Origin of the sequence: Salibaculum sp., assembly GCF_035270045.1 — a bacterium.
GTDB lineage: Bacteria > Pseudomonadota > Alphaproteobacteria > Rhodobacterales > Rhodobacteraceae > Salibaculum.
Map to the genome: position 1 here is coordinate 19188 of NZ_DATFIP010000032.1, position 17434 is coordinate 36621.

Annotated in this window: 17 protein-coding genes; 8 read left to right on the forward strand and 9 right to left on the reverse strand. The window is 58.0% G+C overall.

Translation table 11 applies throughout. From position 1 onward, the window contains the following. The first annotated feature begins 12 nt into the window (after window positions 1–12). Complete coding sequence (gene mutS, locus VJ897_RS05385; RefSeq protein ID WP_324053968.1) at window positions 13–2676, forward strand: DNA mismatch repair protein MutS; 2664 nt, start codon at window positions 13–15, stop codon at window positions 2674–2676. On the opposite strand, the gene VJ897_RS05390 is transcribed toward mutS, so the two are convergent. Then, window positions 2630–3217 (reverse strand): nucleotide exchange factor GrpE, encoded by a 588-nt coding sequence (locus VJ897_RS05390; RefSeq protein WP_324053970.1) that lies wholly within the window; start codon window positions 3215–3217, stop codon window positions 2630–2632. The two genes, mutS and VJ897_RS05390, sit on opposite strands and share 47 nt — an antisense overlap. Before the next feature lie 10 nt (window positions 3218–3227). Beyond that, on the reverse strand, window positions 3228–4289 hold the full coding sequence (gene hrcA, locus VJ897_RS05395) for a heat-inducible transcriptional repressor HrcA (protein ID WP_324053971.1): 1062 nt from the start codon (window positions 4287–4289) through the stop codon (window positions 3228–3230). Window positions 4290–4406: 117 nt separating this feature from the next. On the opposite strand from hrcA, the gene rph reads away from it, so the two are divergent. From rph to hemW, 3 genes are read left to right on the forward strand one after another with little or no spacing between them, the layout of a single operon-like run. Beyond that, a complete protein-coding gene (gene rph / locus VJ897_RS05400; protein ID WP_324053973.1) occupies window positions 4407–5117 on the forward strand; it encodes a ribonuclease PH in 711 nt (236 codons plus the stop codon). Continuing rightward, window positions 5114–5725 (forward strand): RdgB/HAM1 family non-canonical purine NTP pyrophosphatase, encoded by a 612-nt coding sequence (gene rdgB / locus VJ897_RS05405; protein ID WP_324053975.1) that lies wholly within the window; start codon window positions 5114–5116, stop codon window positions 5723–5725. The genes rph and rdgB overlap by 4 nt, the downstream gene beginning before the upstream one ends. Beyond that, the gene (gene hemW / locus VJ897_RS05410) at window positions 5718–6848 is read left to right on the forward strand and encodes a radical SAM family heme chaperone HemW (RefSeq protein WP_324054033.1); all 1131 of its coding nucleotides are present in this window, start codon (window positions 5718–5720) and stop codon (window positions 6846–6848) included. The genes rdgB and hemW overlap by 8 nt, the downstream gene beginning before the upstream one ends. Here the strand turns inward: hemW and VJ897_RS05415 are convergent. Genes VJ897_RS05415 through rho form a run of 6 tightly spaced genes read right to left on the reverse strand, consistent with a single transcriptional unit; the run spans window position 6845 to window position 13615 of the window. After that, complete coding sequence (locus VJ897_RS05415; protein WP_324053977.1) at window positions 6845–7735, reverse strand: ParB/RepB/Spo0J family partition protein; 891 nt, start codon at window positions 7733–7735, stop codon at window positions 6845–6847. The two genes, hemW and VJ897_RS05415, sit on opposite strands and share 4 nt — an antisense overlap. Continuing rightward, on the reverse strand, window positions 7732–8544 hold the full coding sequence (locus VJ897_RS05420) for a ParA family protein (RefSeq protein WP_324053979.1): 813 nt from the start codon (window positions 8542–8544) through the stop codon (window positions 7732–7734). The genes VJ897_RS05415 and VJ897_RS05420 overlap by 4 nt, the downstream gene beginning before the upstream one ends. Next, window positions 8528–9151: a 16S rRNA (guanine(527)-N(7))-methyltransferase RsmG gene (gene rsmG, locus VJ897_RS05425; RefSeq protein ID WP_324053981.1), complete on the reverse strand. Its 624-nt coding sequence runs from the start codon at window positions 9149–9151 to the stop codon at window positions 8528–8530. Before rsmG ends, VJ897_RS05420 begins: the two co-directional genes overlap by 17 nt. Then, window positions 9148–11031, reverse strand: coding sequence for a tRNA uridine-5-carboxymethylaminomethyl(34) synthesis enzyme MnmG (gene mnmG / locus VJ897_RS05430; protein ID WP_324053983.1), 1884 nt, complete (start codon window positions 11029–11031; stop codon window positions 9148–9150). The genes rsmG and mnmG overlap by 4 nt, the downstream gene beginning before the upstream one ends. 3 nt (window positions 11032–11034) lie before the next feature. Further along, entirely contained in the window at window positions 11035–12321 is a 1287-nt protein-coding gene (mnmE, locus tag VJ897_RS05435) for a tRNA uridine-5-carboxymethylaminomethyl(34) synthesis GTPase MnmE (RefSeq protein WP_324053985.1), read from the reverse strand. A 19-nt stretch (window positions 12322–12340) separates the two neighbouring features. After that, window positions 12341–13615 carry a transcription termination factor Rho gene (rho, locus tag VJ897_RS05440; protein WP_324053987.1) on the reverse strand — a complete coding sequence of 425 codons (1275 nt, stop codon included), beginning with the start codon at window positions 13613–13615 and terminating at the stop codon, window positions 12341–12343. A 511-nt stretch (window positions 13616–14126) separates the two neighbouring features. Here rho and VJ897_RS05445 point away from each other — a divergent pair. Genes VJ897_RS05445 through dnaQ form a run of 4 tightly spaced genes read left to right on the forward strand, consistent with a single transcriptional unit; the run spans window position 14127 to window position 16867 of the window. Then, complete coding sequence (locus VJ897_RS05445; RefSeq protein WP_324053989.1) at window positions 14127–14726, forward strand: Maf family protein; 600 nt, start codon at window positions 14127–14129, stop codon at window positions 14724–14726. Beyond that, on the forward strand, window positions 14723–15556 hold the full coding sequence (locus tag VJ897_RS05450; protein ID WP_324053991.1) for a shikimate dehydrogenase: 834 nt from the start codon (window positions 14723–14725) through the stop codon (window positions 15554–15556). Before VJ897_RS05445 ends, VJ897_RS05450 begins: the two co-directional genes overlap by 4 nt. After that, complete coding sequence (gene coaE / locus VJ897_RS05455) at window positions 15553–16143, forward strand: dephospho-CoA kinase (protein ID WP_324053993.1); 591 nt, start codon at window positions 15553–15555, stop codon at window positions 16141–16143. Before VJ897_RS05450 ends, coaE begins: the two co-directional genes overlap by 4 nt. Next, on the forward strand, window positions 16136–16867 hold the full coding sequence (dnaQ, locus tag VJ897_RS05460; protein ID WP_324053995.1) for a DNA polymerase III subunit epsilon: 732 nt from the start codon (window positions 16136–16138) through the stop codon (window positions 16865–16867). Before coaE ends, dnaQ begins: the two co-directional genes overlap by 8 nt. A 3-nt stretch (window positions 16868–16870) precedes the next feature. On the opposite strand, the gene secB is transcribed toward dnaQ, so the two are convergent. Continuing rightward, window positions 16871–17386, reverse strand: coding sequence for a protein-export chaperone SecB (secB, locus tag VJ897_RS05465; protein ID WP_324053997.1), 516 nt, complete (start codon window positions 17384–17386; stop codon window positions 16871–16873). Window positions 17387–17434 lie beyond the last annotated feature (48 nt).

The following is a 17434-nucleotide window of genomic DNA, read 5'->3' on the forward strand; positions in this document are numbered from 1 at the left end:
TCGGGGGCATGAATGAGCGGCACATCGGCGGCTGTCACACCGATGATGGCACAATACCTGGAGATCAAGGAGGGCCACCCCGATGCCCTGCTGTTCTACCGGATGGGCGATTTCTACGAGTTGTTTTTTGACGATGCCATCGCCGCCGCGGAATCGCTAGATATCGCCCTGACCAAGCGCGGCAAACACCAAGGCGAAGATATCGCGATGTGCGGCGTGCCGGTCCATTCTGCCGAGAACTACCTTCTAACCCTGATCCGCAAAGGGTTCCGTGTCGCGGTTTGCGAACAGATGGAGGATCCCTCAGAAGCCAAGAAGCGCGGCTCCAAGGCAGTGGTCAAACGCGAGGTCGTGCGGCTTGTCACACCCGGAACGCTGACCGAGGAGAACCTGCTGGACGCCCGGCGCCACAATTACCTGGCCGCCGTCGCAAGGGTGCGTGACCAACTGGCCATCGCCTGGACAGATATCTCGACCGGCAGCCTTTCAGTGCTGACCTGCGCACCGGTGGCAATGGGCCCGGAGCTGGCCCGGCTCGCCCCGCGCGAAGTTCTGGTGCCCGACAACGCGAAGGAGGATTTCGGCAAGGTGATCGAGGACTCGGGTGCTGCCTTGACCGTCTTGGGAAATGCGGCCTTCGACAGTACAAACGGTGTTTCACGCCTGTGTAGGCTCTATTCGGTCGATACACTTGATGGATACGGTGCCTTCGGGCGGCACGAGATCGCAGCGCTGGCAGCCGTGGTCGAATACCTGGAGATCACCCAGAAAAGCAATCTTCCGCTGTTGCGCCCGCCGATCAAGGAATATCGGGATGCCGCCATGCAGATCGACGCAGCAACGCGGCTGTCGCTGGAGCTTACCACCTCGATGAATGGCGGGCGATCCGGCTCGCTGTTGGGTGTGATCGACCGAACCGTGACCGCGCCAGGCGCGCGCCTTCTGGAGCGGCGGGTTTCTGCCCCCTCGCGGAGGCTTGAAACGGTGGAATCGCGCCTGAACAGTATCGAATGGGCGCTTGGGCAAACCATCCTTGTCGAGGACCTGCGCGATATCCTGAAATCCGTTCACGACCTCGACCGGGCACTGTCCCGGCTCGCGCTGGACCGGGGCGGTCCCCGCGACATGGCAGCGCTTCGTAACTCCATCGCCGCAGCGCAGGACATTCATGCACTACTGCCCGACGAGATGCCGGATCTTCTCGCCTCGGCCCGGGAGGATCTCGTCGGTCTGGACGAGATCGGTGCGCTTCTCGACGCGGCCTTGGTGGCCGAGCCGCCCTTGCTGACCCGTGACGGCAATTTCATTGCGCCTGGCTATGAGTCCGAACTGGATGAGTTTCGCAAACTTCGTGATGAAGGCCGCTCGGTCATCGCGAGCATGCAGTCGGACTACGCTGAAAAGACTGGCATTGGCGCACTGAAGATCAAGCACAACAACGTTCTGGGCTATTTCATCGAGACCACGGCAACCCATGCTGGAAAGATGATGCAGCCGCCTCTTTCGGAGACCTTTATCCACCGTCAGACCACGGCTAACCAGGTCAGGTTCACGACGCTTGAACTGAACGAGCTGGAAACCCGAATAATCAACGCCGGAAGCAAGAGTCTGGAAATTGAAAAGCGGCTCTATTCCGGCCTGAGAGAACATATAATCAAAAATGGCGCGCAAATCTCGGCGCTTGCGCGGGCGCTGGCGGAGATCGATATCGTCTTCGCACTGGCCCGACTGGCCCAAGAAGAAGACTGGACCCGCCCACGGGTGGATGAAAGCCGGAGTTTCGAGATTTCAGGCGGGCGCCATCCGGTTGTCGAGGCGGCGCTGAAGCGAGGGGGAAGACCCTTTGTCGCCAATGATTGCGACTTGAGCGAACAATCCATATGGCTCCTGACTGGCCCCAACATGGCCGGTAAGTCAACCTACCTGCGGCAAAATGCACTGATCGCCGTTCTGGCGCAGATCGGCTCCTTCGTGCCGGCCAAGGCGGCCCATCTGGGGCTGGTCAGCCAAGTCTTCAGCCGGGTCGGCGCCTCGGACGACCTGGCGAGGGGGCGTTCTACCTTCATGGTCGAAATGGTCGAGACCGCAGCGATCCTGAACCAGGCCGACGACCGGGCGTTGGTAATCCTTGACGAGATCGGGCGCGGCACCTCGACCTACGACGGGCTATCGATTGCCTGGGCCACGTTGGAATACCTGCACGACGTGAACCAGAGCAGGTGCCTGTTCGCAACGCACTACCACGAGATGACGGCGCTGTCCGACCGGCTGGAAGGTGTCGAGAACGCCACAATCCGCGTCCGTGAATTGGAGGGCGAGGTCGTTTTCCTTCACGAGGTCATTCGGGGCACAGCCGAGGGCAGTTATGGCGTGCAAGTCGCGCGTCTTGCCGGGCTTCCTGCCCCGGTACTGGACCGGGCCAAGATCGTGCTTGATATGCTTGAGAAGGGCGAGCGCGAAGGCGGGCGCGACAGGCTGATTGACGACTTGCCACTGTTCTCGGCTACATCAACAGTTCGCGCGGACGCCGCCAGCGACGTGTCTCAGGTAGAACAGCGCCTCAAAGATGTGTTTCCCGACACCCTGACACCCCGAGATTCGCTTAACCTCGTCTACGAGCTCAAGGCGCTCATGTCTCCGGCGTCGGATCAGGGGTCGCCTGGGGGGTCGAACTGACACCGACCTGAGCGGGACGCAGCAAACGATCGTAGAGCATGAACCCGGTGGCAGACACTTGGATGATATCGCCAGATGACGTGTTGGGAACAGGTGCCTCGAACATCGCTTCGTGCGACTGCGGGTCGAACTTGTCACCCAACTGCGGCTGTATCGTGGTGATCCCATGCTTTTCGAAAACTTTCAGGAGCTCGCGCATGGTCAGGTCGACACCTTCAAGAAGGGCCTTGTCGAAGGCGCTGGCTTCTTCGCTGTCCTGGCGAAGGGCGCGATCAAGGTTATCATAGACCGGCAAGAGGTCCCGTGCGAGGCGTGAACCGCCATAGTTCTCGGCCTCGCGACGGTCACGATCCGCACGCTTGCGCGTGTTCTCGGCGTCGGCAAGCGCGCGGACATAGGCATCCTTCAACTCGGCGTTCTCAGTTCTGAGCGCCTCGATCTCGTCGCCTTCTGCGGCTAGTTCATCAAGCGACAGGGGTTCGTCCGCGATATCCTCTACCGGCTCTTCCGGGGTCTGCTCTTCTGCTTTCGCTCTGCTCATATTCGCCTTCCTATCCGCGGTTCGAGATCAGTCGCCCAACCAACTGCGCGGTGTAATCCACAATCGGCACGATCCGTCCATAGTTCAGGCGGGTCGGCCCGATGACGCCGACGGCGCCAACGATCTTTCGGTCAGCGTTCATATATGGAGAGACCACCAAAGATGAACCCGAAAGTGAAAAAAGCTTGTTCTCGGAACCGATAAAAATCCTCACACCGTCACCGGTTTCGGCGAGATCAAGGAAATCCACAATGTCCTGCTTGCGTTCAAGATCGTCGAAAAGCGATCGGATGCGGTCAAGGTCAGATTCTTCCTGATCCGCGATCAGGTTCCCGCGCCCCCGGACGATCAGCCGTTCCGATGATTCGCCCGGGTTCTCCCAGATCGCGGCACCGTTCTCGACCAACTCGCGGGCGAGAATGTCGATTTCTTGTCGACGTGCATCAATCTCTCGCGCGATGCCAGTGCTGAGCTCTGCCAAGGTTCGGCCCTCGGCGATCGCATTTATGAAATTCGCCGCTTCCCGCATGGAAGACGGGGTCTGGCCTGGCGGGGGGGTGAAAACCCGGTTCTCGACATGGCCATCGCCGTAAACCAGCACTACGAGCGCACGATCAGGGGCCAGGTTCACGAAGTCGATATGCTTGATCGGGGCCTCATGCTTGGGGGTCAAGACAAGACTCGCGCCATGTGTGACCCCGGACAGCGCCGAACCAATCCTGTCCAGGGCCGTGGTTACGTCCTGATCGTTGCCTCCGAGGGTCTGGTCCATGCGGGCGCGGTCCTCTCCGTCCAGATCCCCTACCTCCAGGAGGCCATCGACGAACATGCGTAGGCCAAGCTGTGTCGGGATGCGTCCGGAGCTGACGTGGGGGCTGTCGAGAAGGCCAAGATGCTCAAGGTCCTGCATGACATTGCGAATCGTCGCTGCACTGACCTTTTCGGCCAAGGCGCGGGTCAGCGTGCGCGAGCCCACGGGGGCGCCCGTGTCAAGGTAACCCTCGACCACGCGGCGAAAGACCTCGCGCGAGCGGTCGTTGAGTTCCGAGATGGAGGGTGTCTGCTCAGCCATAACTACGATCCTGGTTCGATCGGACACATTAAATACCGCTGTCTGCAAAGGTCAATCGGGGTTGGAATTGCAGGGCAGGGCGCGTATCCCCGCAGCAAAACGAATGAAGGATGAGACATGCGACCCTCTGGACGGACCCTGAACGAGATGCGGCCGATTTCCATCGAAACCGGTGTAACGAAACACGCGGAGGGATCTTGCCTGATCCGGGTCGGAGACACGCATGTGCTTTGTACCGCCTCCATCGAAGAGCGCGTACCACCCTTTATCAAAGGGTCTGGGCTAGGTTGGGTCACGGCGGAATACGGCATGTTGCCCCGCTCGACCGGCAGCCGGATGAGACGCGAGGCCACGGCGGGCAAGCAAGGCGGGCGCACGGTGGAGATCCAGCGCCTGATCGGGCGCAGCCTGCGCGCCGGGACGGATCGGGTGGCCATGGGCGAGCGTCAGATCACCGTGGACTGTGACGTGATACAGGCCGACGGCGGCACTCGCTGCGCCGCGATCACCGGGGGCTGGGTGGCCCTTAAGTTGGCCGTTCAGAAACTGATCAAGGCAGGCGATCTGGCCCATGATCCACTGGAACAGCCTGTTGCCGCAGTCAGCTGTGGGATCTACGCCGGCCAGCCGGTACTGGATCTCGACTATCCCGAGGACAGCGAGGCTGGTGTCGATGGCAACTTCGTTATGACTGGCGATCGCATGATCGAGGTTCAGATGTCCGCGGAAGGCGCCACCTTCTCTCGCGGCCAGATGGACGAGCTGATGGAATTGGCCCAAAAAGGCGTTGCGGAGCTTGGCCGGATGCAGATGGAGGCCCTGGGGTGACACGGAAATTCGAGGGCCGGGACTTGCTTGTCGCTACCCATAACCGGGGCAAGCTTGATGAAATCGCTGAGCTCCTGGCACCTTTCGGTATTTCTGTGAGCTCGAATACCGATCACGGTTTGCCGGAACCTGACGAAACCGAGATGTCCTTTGTCGGTAATGCTCGGATCAAGGCCCATGCCGGCGCCCGTGCCACCGGGTTGCCGGCCTTGGCGGACGATAGTGGGATCACGGTTGATGGTCTGGATGGCGCGCCCGGTGTCCAGACCGCCGACTGGGCCGAGGGAGAAACCGGGCGGGACTTCGTCAAGGCAATGACCCGCACGCGGAACGAGCTGGAACAGCGGGACGTGCCGAGTCCATGGCTCGCACAGTTTCGCTGTACACTGGTTCTGGCCTGGCCAGATGGTCATGACGAAGTCTTCGAGGGTGTTATGGCTGGTCAAGTGGTCTGGCCCATGCGGGGAGACCAAGGCCACGGCTATGACCCTATCTTTCTGCCCGACGGCTATGATGTGACTTTCGGTGAAATGGATCGTTGGGAAAAGAACCGCATCAGCCACCGCGCCCGTGCCTTTAAAAAGCTGGTCGAGGGTTGTTTTGCCTGATCCGGGTTTCGGGCTCTATATCCATTGGCCATTCTGCCAGGCCAAGTGTCCCTATTGCGATTTCAACTCGCACATCTGGAACAACATCGACCAAGACGACTGGACAGAAGCCTACCTGCGCGAGATCAACCGTGTCGCGGACGAAACAGGTGACCGTATCCTCCGGTCGGTCTTCTTCGGCGGCGGAACGCCCAGCCTGATGGAAGGGCGCACCGTGGAACGCATACTCGACCGGGTGCGGCGAAACTGGCGCCTGGAGAACAATATCGAGATCACGCTCGAAGCCAATCCGACATCTGTGGAAGCGGCGCGCTTCACTGCTTATCGGCAGGCCGGTGTGACCCGTGTTTCCCTGGGTCTCCAGGCCCTGAACGATGAGGATTTGCGGCGACTTGGTCGGCTCCATACCTCGCGTGAGGGGCTGAAGGCGCTTGATGTCGCCAGAGAGGTCTTTGAGCGGGTCAGTTTCGACCTGATCTATGCCCGACAAAACCAGACCGTCACGGCTTGGCAGGCAGAGTTGGACAGGGCACTCTCGTTTGAACCGTCACACCTGTCGCTTTACCAGTTGACGATCGAGAATGGCACGGCTTTCGGTGACCGCTTTGATCGCGGAAAGCTGGATGGATTACCTGACGAAGATCTGGGTACGGCTCTCTGGGACATGACTCAGGACCGCACCGAACGAGCGGGCCTTCCGGCCTACGAGATCTCGAACCATGCAAAGCCGGGTGAAGAAAGCCGTCACAACCTGATCTACTGGCAAGGGGGCGACTATGCCGGCATTGGACCAGGATCACATGGCCGGTTGACACTCGGTGGCCGGCGCTGGTCGACGGAGTCTGTCAAAGACCCAGGGACTTGGCTGCAGGCAAGCAGGACCGGATCAGCTGAAACACGTAGGGCCCTGTCAGAGGCCGAAGTCTTGCAGGAAAAACTCCTGATGGGGCTGCGTCTTTCGGACGGGGTAATGCTATCGAGTCAGGATGAGATGAGAATATTTAAAAATATCAAATATTTATACGATCTCAACCTGGTGACGCTCGATCAAGGCGAACTACGTTTGACACGCGCTGGTCGACCACTACTGAACGCGGTACTTGACCGGCTCTTGAATGGTTAATCGCCGGACAGGAGCCGGAGTAGATCATCCAGTTGGCTCAAATCGCGGTAGTTCAACGTCAGCTTGCCCGCCTCTCCACCAGCTTCGTGATCAATCCTGACCGACATCCCGAGGTGCGCCGCAAGTTCTCGCTCAATACTCTTGGTATCCGCATCTTTCTCTGCAGCTTTTGATCTTGGTGCCTTGGCCTTTTTGACATCGCTTGCCAGCTTCTCGGCCTGTCGAACAGACAGGTCGCCTTTTATGATCTGCCTTGCCAGATCGATTGCGTTGTCTTTGCCGACAAGGGCCCGGGCATGGCCTGCAGAGAGCTTTCCATCCGACACAAGCTGCTGGACATCTTTCGGGAGGGTCAGAAGGCGCAGGAGATTCGCGATATGGCTGCGGCTCTTGCCAAGAGCCGTCGCGATTTCTTCCTGCGTATGATCGAAACGATCCATGAGCTGTCGATAGCCCGTCGCCTCGTCCACGGCATTCAGGTCCGCCCGTTGAATGTTCTCTATGATCGCGAATTGCAAGACTTCGGTGTCCGACAAATCCCGAACAAGAACCGGAAGGTCATGCAACCCGGCTTTCTGAGCCGCGCGCCAACGGCGTTCCCCTGCCACGATCTCGAACATTTCATCATCAGCCTCGCGAACGATAAGAGGCTGAATGACGCCTTTGGAACGGATCGATTCCGCGAGTTCGGACAGGGCGGAATCGTTGAAGCTACGCCTTGGCTGGTGCGGATTCGGCCGAATCTTTTCGATAGGAACGGACTGGTCAGCACGACTCTCGTTCCTCGGTGCGGCATCGGGCGGCCCGGACTCTTGTGTCACGACATCGGACATGAGCGAGGATAGACCGCGACCCAAGCCGCGCGTGCGCGATTTGTTATCACTCATACCGCTTTCCTTTCATGTCTTGGCCCTTCACGCTCCAGGATTTCTGCAGCCAGTTCCAGATAGGCCCGACTTCCGGTCGAATTGGCATCGTAATCCATGACGGGCAGGGCAAAGGACGGGGATTCACTGAGTCGAACATTTCGCGGGATCACGGTCCGAAAGACGAGGTCATGCAAGTTGTCGCGTGCATCATTCTCGACTTGTTGGCACAGATTGTTGCGTCGGTCATACATCGTAAGGATCACCCCTTCGATCCTTAAGTCCGGGTTCGCGGCCTGGCGCACTTCACGGACGGTAAGCATGAGCTGAGAAAGCCCCTCCAACGCGAAGAACTCGCTCTGGAGCGGAACAATGACGGAATGAGCCGCAACCATCGCGTTAATTGTGAGAATATTGAGCGATGGCGGACAGTCGATCAGGATATAATCGAGATGCAAATCATCAATGGACGTTTGTCGCAGTGCGTCATGCAGGACGAAGCTGCGCTTTTCGTTGGAGAGCAGGTTGATATCAGCGGAACTCAGGTCCGTTGTGGCGGGGATGAGCAGCAGATTTTCTACATTCGTCAGGCGCGCAGCATCTTGCGGTGGCACGTCCCCCAGAAGCAGATCATAGGTGGTTGTTGAACGATCATCCATGCCCAGGCCGGTGGAAGCATTTCCCTGCGGATCAAGATCTACGAGGAGAACCCGACGACCGGACCGCGCAAGACCGGCGCCCAGGTTGATGGCGGTCGTCGTCTTCCCGACCCCGCCCTTCTGATTGGCGATGGCGATTATCTTTGGGTCGGTGCTACGGCTGAGATCCACGTTTCCTAATCCTTGCGATCCTGAGAATTCGGGCGTTCGGGTTGGTTATACTGGGCAGGGCGTCGTACTCAAAGTGCCAAGCCTTCTGTGCGGACAGAATTTCTGTCGCATGTGTTTCGCCTTTCGGAAACAAGGCGATTCCCCGTTCATCGAGGCTTCGCGCCGCATAATCCAAGAGCTGTCCAAGAGGCGCGAGCGCGCGCGCTGACACGACGTCTGCCGGGTCGACTTCAAGCTCTTCGATCCGTGCGTTTACGACTTTGACGTTCAGTTCAAGCTCTCGGATTACCGTTCTCAGAAAGGTGCATTTTCGCAGGTCGCTCTCCACCAGCGTAACACGGCAGTCCCTTGGCGCGAGGATGCCGATCACAAGACCCGGAAAGCCGCCTCCGCTTCCAAGGTCCAGCCAGTGCTGCCATTGATTGGGCGCTTTTTGCAGGAGCTGGGCGGAATCACGGATGTGGCGATCCCAGATGATGTCAACGGTTGATGGCGCGACAAGGTTTATCCTTCGGGTCCATTTCTTTGTCAGTTTGGTGAAGGTTTGCAAGTCCTGCGATGTTTCACGTGAAACACTCAAGCCAGCGATCAGCTCATCCCCCATCAACTGGCCTTGGTCCGAACATCAGCCTTGCGAATAACCGCCACCAACAGACTGAGCGCCGCCGGCGTCATCCCCTCGATCCGACCAGCCTGACCAACCGTTTCCGGCCGCACCCTCTCGAGTTTCGCAGCAAGCTCCCCTGAAAGGCCGGACAACGTCCCGTAGTCGATATCGCAGGGCAAGCGTAGCGCCTCGTCCTTGCGCAGTAATTCCACGTCTTTTTTTTGTCGCGCAACATAATGGTGGTAGAGCGCTTCAATCTCGGCCTGACTGACAATACCAGGCTCGACACACCGGTCGTCTTCCGGCAGGAACGAAGAGATTTGCGAAAAATTCGTTCCATGGATTGAAAGCGCTTCAAAGAGCGACCGTTTGGGACCGTCAGGATTTACCTTCACTCCTGCTTCCGACAACGCCCGCGAACTGATTCGTGTATCTTCAAGACAGGACCTGAACCGCGCGAGGGTTTCGGTCTTTTCATTGTACATACTCCAACGGGCATCTCCGACACAGCCCAGCTCTCGTCCGATCGGCGTCAACCTCTGATCAGCGTTATCGGCCCGCAAGGCCAAACGGAATTCTGCCCGTGATGTGAACATACGATAGGGTTCCGTCACCCCACGCGTCACCAGATCATCCACCATGACGCCTATGTAGGAACTCGCCCTGTCGAATTCTGCGGGCTCCTTCTCCAATATCTCACTCGCTGCGGCAAGCCCAGCAACGAGTCCCTGCGCTGCGGCCTCTTCGTAACCTGTTGTTCCATTGATTTGGCCAGCGAAGAAAAGACCGGGCAACGCCTGTAATTGCAACTGCCGTGTCAAGCACCGTGGATCGACGTAATCATACTCGATTGCGTAGCCCGGCTGAAGGATGACCGCATCTTCAAGGCCGATCATTGAACGGACATAAGCCTCTTGCACGTCGGCTGGCAGGGAGGTCGAAATACCGTTGGGATAAACGGTATTGTCATCAAGCCCTTCGGGTTCGAGGAAAACTTGGTGTGATTCCTTGTCCTCAAAACGAACGATCTTGTCTTCAATGGACGGACAATACCGTGGCCCGACACTGTCTATATGACCGCCATACATTGCTGACTGGTGCAAGTTGGCTCTAATAATATCGTGGGTGGTATTGTTGGTATGTGTGATACCACATGCGATTTGTCGAGCGAACGGCTTGTCGTGCATGAAGCTGAACAACGTCGGATCAGCGTCCGCCTCCTGACGATCGACCTCGCCCCAGTTGATTGTCTTGCCATCAAGGCGAGGTGGAGTGCCGGTCTTGAGCCGACCAAGTGGCAACCCCAGGTGATCAAGACGTTCAGCCAGCTTAACCGTGGGCCGATCGCCCATTCTTCCTGCCGGGATCCGTTCCTCGCCCAAGTGGATAACGCCCCGTAGGAAAGTTCCCGTCGTCAAGATCACCCGTCGCGCTGATATTTCACTCCCGTCCGCCAAGACAACACCGGCTGCCCGATCGTTGGCGATACGGATGTCCACAACCTCGCCCTCAATGATTTGGAGGCCGGGACGTGCCCGCGTTATGTCCAGCATTGCCGCACTGTAAAGCTTACGGTCCGCCTGAGTACGCGGCCCTTGCACGGCAGGGCCCTTCCGTCTGTTCAGAAGCCGAAACTGGATACCGGCCCGATCCGCCACGCGTCCCATGACACCGTCCAGTGCATCAATCTCTCTGACAAGGTGACCCTTGCCAAGACCGCCAATTGCTGGATTACAGGACATTACGCCGATGCCGCCCAAGGTTATTGTGATCAGCGCCGTTTGAACACCCATTCGCGCGGCGGCATGGGCGGCTTCGGCGCCCGCATGGCCGCCACCGATTACAACAACATCATAATTCAAATGTTTCACGTGAAACATGCCTCACTTTCCAATGCAGAAGCTCGTGAAGATCTCATCAAGTAGAGATTCAACATCCACACGCCCCAGAAGAGCGTCAAGCGCCCTTATGGCAGTGCGGACGTCCTCTGCCAGAAGGTCGACACTCTCAATATCATTCGAGGCCAGTCTCTCCAACACCTGACCGATCTGGGCGACACCCTCCCTCAATGCCACCGCGTGACGCGCGCGCGTCGCCGCGCCGGCTGATCGAACACGATCTGACAAGGTCAAGGCAACTCTGTCTACGAGATCATCAACACCGGCGCCCGTCATACCTGACACCCCCGGCTTTGTGGACCCCACCTGGCAGTCCGCCTTGCCAAGCAGCAGGATATCGTCTGATGACAGGGGCGTAATTTCCTCATCTTCCGACCTCAGCAGGTAAATCCGAAGATCCGCCCGGCTGGCACGCTTTCTACCAACATCAATCCCAATCCGCTCAACCGCGTCCTCGGCAACCCTAAGGCCCGCAGTATCAAGGATTGTTACAGGCAACCCCTTGAGATCCATCCGGACTTCAATCACGTCCCGCGTCGTTCCCGCATGTTCCGACGTTATGGCAGCATCACGACCGGCCAAGCGGTTCAACAGCGTGGATTTTCCTGTGTTGGGCGCACCCACGATTGCAACTTCGAAACCGTCGCGTACACGCTCTCGAACGTCAGCCCCGTCAGCCTCCGTCAAAAGCTCACCATGCACTGATGTCAGCAAGTCATTCACCTCTGGAAAAACGTCCTCCGGCACATCCTCTTCGGCGAAATCGATCGTCGCTTCCAACAAGGCCGCAGCACGGATCAACTTGACCCGCCAACCCTCCACAAGCCCCCCGAGCGCGCCGTCGAAAATCCGAACCGCTTGGCGACGTTGTTCTTCTGTTTCCGCGTCGATCAAGTCGGCTAGTCCCTCGACCTGCGCAAGATCCAGTTGACCGGTTTCCAAAGCTCGCCGCGTGAATTCTCCCGCATCGGCCAGGCGGAACCCAGCTTCGGCCAACCTGTTCAGAACGCGGGAAACGATCACTGACGATCCATGCGTATGGAACTCAACGACCGGCTCACCCGTGAAACTGCGCCCCGGCTCAAAGGACAGAATAAAGGCAATATCAATCAATGCCCCATCACGGTCCAGGAGTCGGCCAACCTTTCGATCCAATGAAGCAAGCTCAACGCCAAAAACAGCCGCTGCGGCGCGCGCATCAGGGCCCGAAACGCGCACGATGGAGACCCCGGCCTTGCCCGCAGCGGTTGCCTGGGCAAAAATGGTATCCATCTGATCCCTCCCGGTATCGTCAGGTGTTCATAGACTCGAAGAAGTCGGAATTCGTCTTCGTCTGCTTAAGCTTCGAAATCAGGAATTCAATTGCATCCGTCGTCCCCATCGGGTTGAGGATACGCCGCAACACAAAGGTCTTTTGAAGATCAGCCTTATCGATCAGAAGATCCTCTTTCCGCGTTCCGGATTTCAGGATGTCCATTGCCGGGAAAACGCGCTTGTCCGCCACCTTGCGATCCAGCACGATCTCGCTGTTGCCTGTGCCCTTGAACTCTTCGAAAATGACTTCATCCATGCGACTGCCCGTGTCGATCAGCGCGGTCGAAATGATCGTCAGAGACCCGCCTTCCTCTATATTTCTTGCCGCGCCAAAGAACCGCTTGGGCCGTTGCAATGCATTGGCATCGACCCCGCCTGTCAATACCTTGCCCGAACTCGGAACAGTCGTGTTGTAAGCTCTGCCAAGACGGGTAATCGAATCCAGAAGGATGACGACGTCACGTTTGTGTTCGACCAGGCGCTTGGCCTTCTCTATCACCATCTCGGACACGGCTACGTGACGGGTCGCAGGTTCATCAAATGTCGATGAAATCACCTCGCCTTTCACTGACCTCTGCATGTCGGTCACTTCCTCCGGGCGCTCATCGATCAGAAGAACGATCAAATAGCATTCCGGGTGATTATGCTCGATCGAATGCGCGATGTTTTGCAGCAGCACCGTCTTGCCGGTTCTAGGCGGGGCCACGATAAGCGACCGCTGGCCTTTTCCAATCGGGGCCACCAGATCGATGATCCGGGCAGAACGATCCTTGACCGTCGGATCATCCTCGATCTCCATGTTCAGACGGTCATCGGGATAAAGCGGTGTCAGGTTATCGAATGCGACCTTGTGCTTGGCCTTGTCCGGATCCGAAAAATTGATTGATTCTACCGTGATGAGACCGAAATACCGCTCGGTGTCATTTGGTTCCTTTATCACGCCTGCAACCGTATCACCCGTCCGCAAGGAGAATTTCTTTATCATCTCGGGGCTGACGTAAATATCATCCGGGCCCGGGAGATAATTGGCTTCGGGGGACCGCAGGAATCCGAACCCATCCTGAAGCACTTCGAGAACTCCGTCACCACCAATGATCCAGCCATCATCCGCCCGTTCACGCAGGATCGAGAACATCATCTCGCCTTTGCGCATTGTCGAGGCGTTCTCGATTTCAAGTTCTTCCGCCATCGAAAGCAGGTCCTTGGGGCTTTGCGCCTTTAGGTCGGACAGATTCAAACGTTGATCGGACAAGGGTCGTCTCCTGCTGAAAGCATCAGCTTTAGCTCATGTACGTGGAAATAGATGCTCCGGACGGAGCTTTGCCTAACTAGGCGTGTGCCAGTATCAAGTCAAGCAGTCTGAAGTGTCGGAAATTTTGGACTTCACCTTCTTAACCATAGAATATTCTTTAGAATATTGTGGTTGTGGTGAGGCCGGGGATAACTCCTCGAAGCGATCTTTTCCTCTGGGTCATCCCCAGGACCTTGAGGCTCGACATCAGTTGCCACAGGCTCAGAAATAACTACAAATCACTGATTTACAAAGATTTTTATAGAATGACCTTTGCTAAATAAGTGTTGCTTTCTCAACCAGGCTGTTCCAGATGGAAGTTATACACAACACGGATTCGTCCTTGTCCCGCGTGGACAATTAGGCACAACTCCTGAACAAGAACCAAGCTTTCCACGGGCGACACCAGGGTGGTGACAGCCAGTCGGGTCTTCCGAAAGTTCCGCACCGATCAACACACCGGGATATCCACATGAAAGAACAGGTTGTTCTAGCCTCTGCTTCCGAGATTCGGTCGCAAATGCTGCATGCAGCTGCGGTTCCGCACGAATCGATCCCCGCGCGCATCGACGAGGAGTCCCTCAAGGCGTCGATGATGCAGGAGGGGGCGATGCCACGTGACATCGCCGATGCACTCGCCGAGATGAAGGCACGCAAGGTCTCGCAAAAAGCCCCCGACGCACTCGTTCTCGGATGTGATCAGGTCCTGGCCCACGGTCAGTCCATACTGTCGAAACCGGATAGCGCCGAACACGCCAGCGAACAACTTACCGCACTGCGAGGAAGCACGCATCAGCTTCTTGCCGCCGCGGTGCTTTACCAGCGCCATGAACCCGTCTGGCGTCATGTCGGCGTGGCGCGCCTGACCATGCGCTCCTTTTCCGATGCCTATCGCGACGACTATATCGCCCGCAACTGGAACAGCATCCGCTCGTCCGTTGGTGGTTACAAGATCGAGGAAGAAGGGATCAGACTTTTCAGCAACATCGCAGGCGATCATTTCACGGTGCAGGGTTTGCCCCTGCTTGAACTCTTGTCATATCTGGCACTTCGCGGGACATTGCCATCATGACCGATACTCGTATTTCCTTGGCCGGTGTGCTGGGGAACCCAGTCGCGCATTCAAGGTCCCCACGCCTGTTCCGGCATTGGCTGACCAGATATGATCTCGCCGGATATTATGTTCCCATCCCGGTGGCCGAGGCAGACTTGGAACAGGTTGTCCGGACGCTTCCGGCGATGGGTTTCGCCGGGATCAACGTCACGATTCCCTACAAGGAAGCGGTGCTCGAAGTTGCAGATCTGGTCACAGACCGGGCCACGCTTATCGGCGCCGCGAATACCATCATATTTCGCCGCGACGGCAAGATTCATGCCGACAATACGGATGGTTACGGTTTCATTGCTAACCTCCAACAGAACGCGCCAAGTTGGAAACCTGACAATGGACCCGCGGCTGTCTTGGGGGCAGGAGGCGCGGCCAGGGCTGTCCTGACCTCCTTGATCGAAGTTGGCGTGAAGGAGATCTTGCTGAGCAACAGAACACGGCCGCGTGCCGATGCCCTGCGAGCGGAATTTGGGTCACGGATCACCGTGGTAGATTGGGTTCAAGCCGGCAACATGCTTGAAGCGGCGACCACCGTTGTTAACACCACCTCGCTCGGGATGACCGGACAGCCCGAATTGCGCGTGCCGCTTGACGGATTGCGGAGCGACGCCGTGGTGACAGACCTTGTCTATTCCCCTTTGCAAACGCGCCTTCTGCGAGAGGCCAAAGAAATAGGGTGCACGACCGTTGACGGCCTGGGAATGCTGCTGCACCAAGCTGTTCCCGGATTTGAGCGGTGGTTTGGAGTCCGTCCCGTGGTGGATGACGATACCCGGGCCGCGGTCCTGGAATGACCTGCCTGGTCGGGCTCACCGGGTCTATCGGGATGGGCAAGAGCACCACCGCTCAGATGTTCGCGGAGGAAGGCGTGCCGGTTTGGGATGCAGACGCTGCGGTCCATCGGCTCTATTCCCTTGGCGGCTCGGCAGTGCCTGAGATCGAAAAGGCATTCCCCGAGGCGGTTATCAACGGGGAAGTCTCGCGTGAGCGCCTCAAGGGAATGCTCCGGGCCTCTCCAGAAAACTATGCCGTGCTTGAATCCGTCGTTCATCCTCTGGTTGCTGCCGATCGGCAGGCTTTCCTGGATCGACACGCAGATGTACCGATTGTTCTCCTCGATATTCCCCTGCTGTTCGAAACCGGCGCGGAAACGTGGTTGGATGTGACCCTGTGCGTCTCGGCACCGGCCGAAGTGCAGAAGGCCCGCGTCCTGCCCCGCCCCGGAATGACCGAGGACCAGTTGAACGACCTTCTGTCGCGCCAGATGCCCGATTCCGAGAAGCGCGCCAAGGCCGACCACGTGATCGAAACCCAGACGCTTGACGGCACGCGCGCAACTGTCAGATCACTGCTGAAAGAGCTGAGGAAGACCCATGCGTGAAATCGTTCTCGATACCGAAACCACCGGCTTCGAGCCAGGGCAGGGCGATCGCCTGGTCGAGATCGGCGCGATCGAACTCCTGAATCACATGCCGACGGGACGCACCTATCATCAGTATATCAACCCGCAACGGGACATGCCGCAATCAGCCTTCGACGTTCATGGAATCGGCCCCGATCTGCTGGACCCTCCCCGCCCCGCGGCCGCTGCTGAGGTCACATTGCGGGACAAGCCGGTGTTCGGCGCCGTGGGGCAGGCGTTTCTTGATTTCATCGGGGATGCGAAGCTGGTTATTCATAATGCCGCGTTCGACATGAAATTTCTCAATGCCGAACTGGGGTGGGCCAGCTTGGCACAGATCCCGTGGGATCAGGCTGTCGACACCCTTGATATGGCGCGACGAAAGTACCCCGGTTCGCCAGCTTCGCTTGATGCACTCTGTCGCCGATTCAGCATCGACAACGCGGCCCGGACGTTGCACGGGGCACTTCTGGATAGTGAAATCCTGGCAGAGGTCTACCTTGAATTGATCGGTGGCCGGCAACCGGGCCTGGTTCTTTCGACCGCCGGACTGGATCGGGCGGCCGTGTCAAACGATGACTGGCGTCCGCGCCCGCGGCCCGATGCCTTGCCGCCGCGGCTTACGGATCGGGAAAGGAATGCCCATACCGCCTTTGTCGAGACGTTGGGCGCGGATGCCCTTTGGAAAACGCTGTACGGCTGACTTTCAGGCGTCGGATTGTTGCTGTTGCTGTTGCTGTTGGCGCTGAGCGATCTGCTGGCGGTAGAGCGCAAGGAAATCGATCTGCTCCAGGTTCAGCGGCGGAAAACCACCATCGCGGGTCACGTCGCTTACGATCCGGCGTACGAAGGGGAAGGTCTGGCGCGGGCATTCGATCAGAAGGAAGGGATGAAGCTGGTCATCCGGCACGCCCTCGACCTGAAAGATCCCGGCATACTCGAGCTCCAACAGGAACAGTGTCTTGTCCGTGCCTTGGTTGGTCGAGGTGACCTTCATCTTGGTGATCACTTCGTATTGGTTTTCCGTCGCGCGCTTGCGGCCATCGAGGCTGACCTCGACCTTGATCTCGGGCTTTATCTCGCCATCTACACCGTTCTGGGCCATGACGTTCTCGAAGGAGATGTCACGGGTATACTGTGCAAGGATCTTGTTCTTGATTTGCGGGGCTTGCTGCTGCGTGGCGGAGGTATCTTCCGCTGCACCATTCTCGTTCTCGGCCATCGGGCACTCCTGGTTCACATGATTGAACGCTTCGTAGCAGCCGATTGC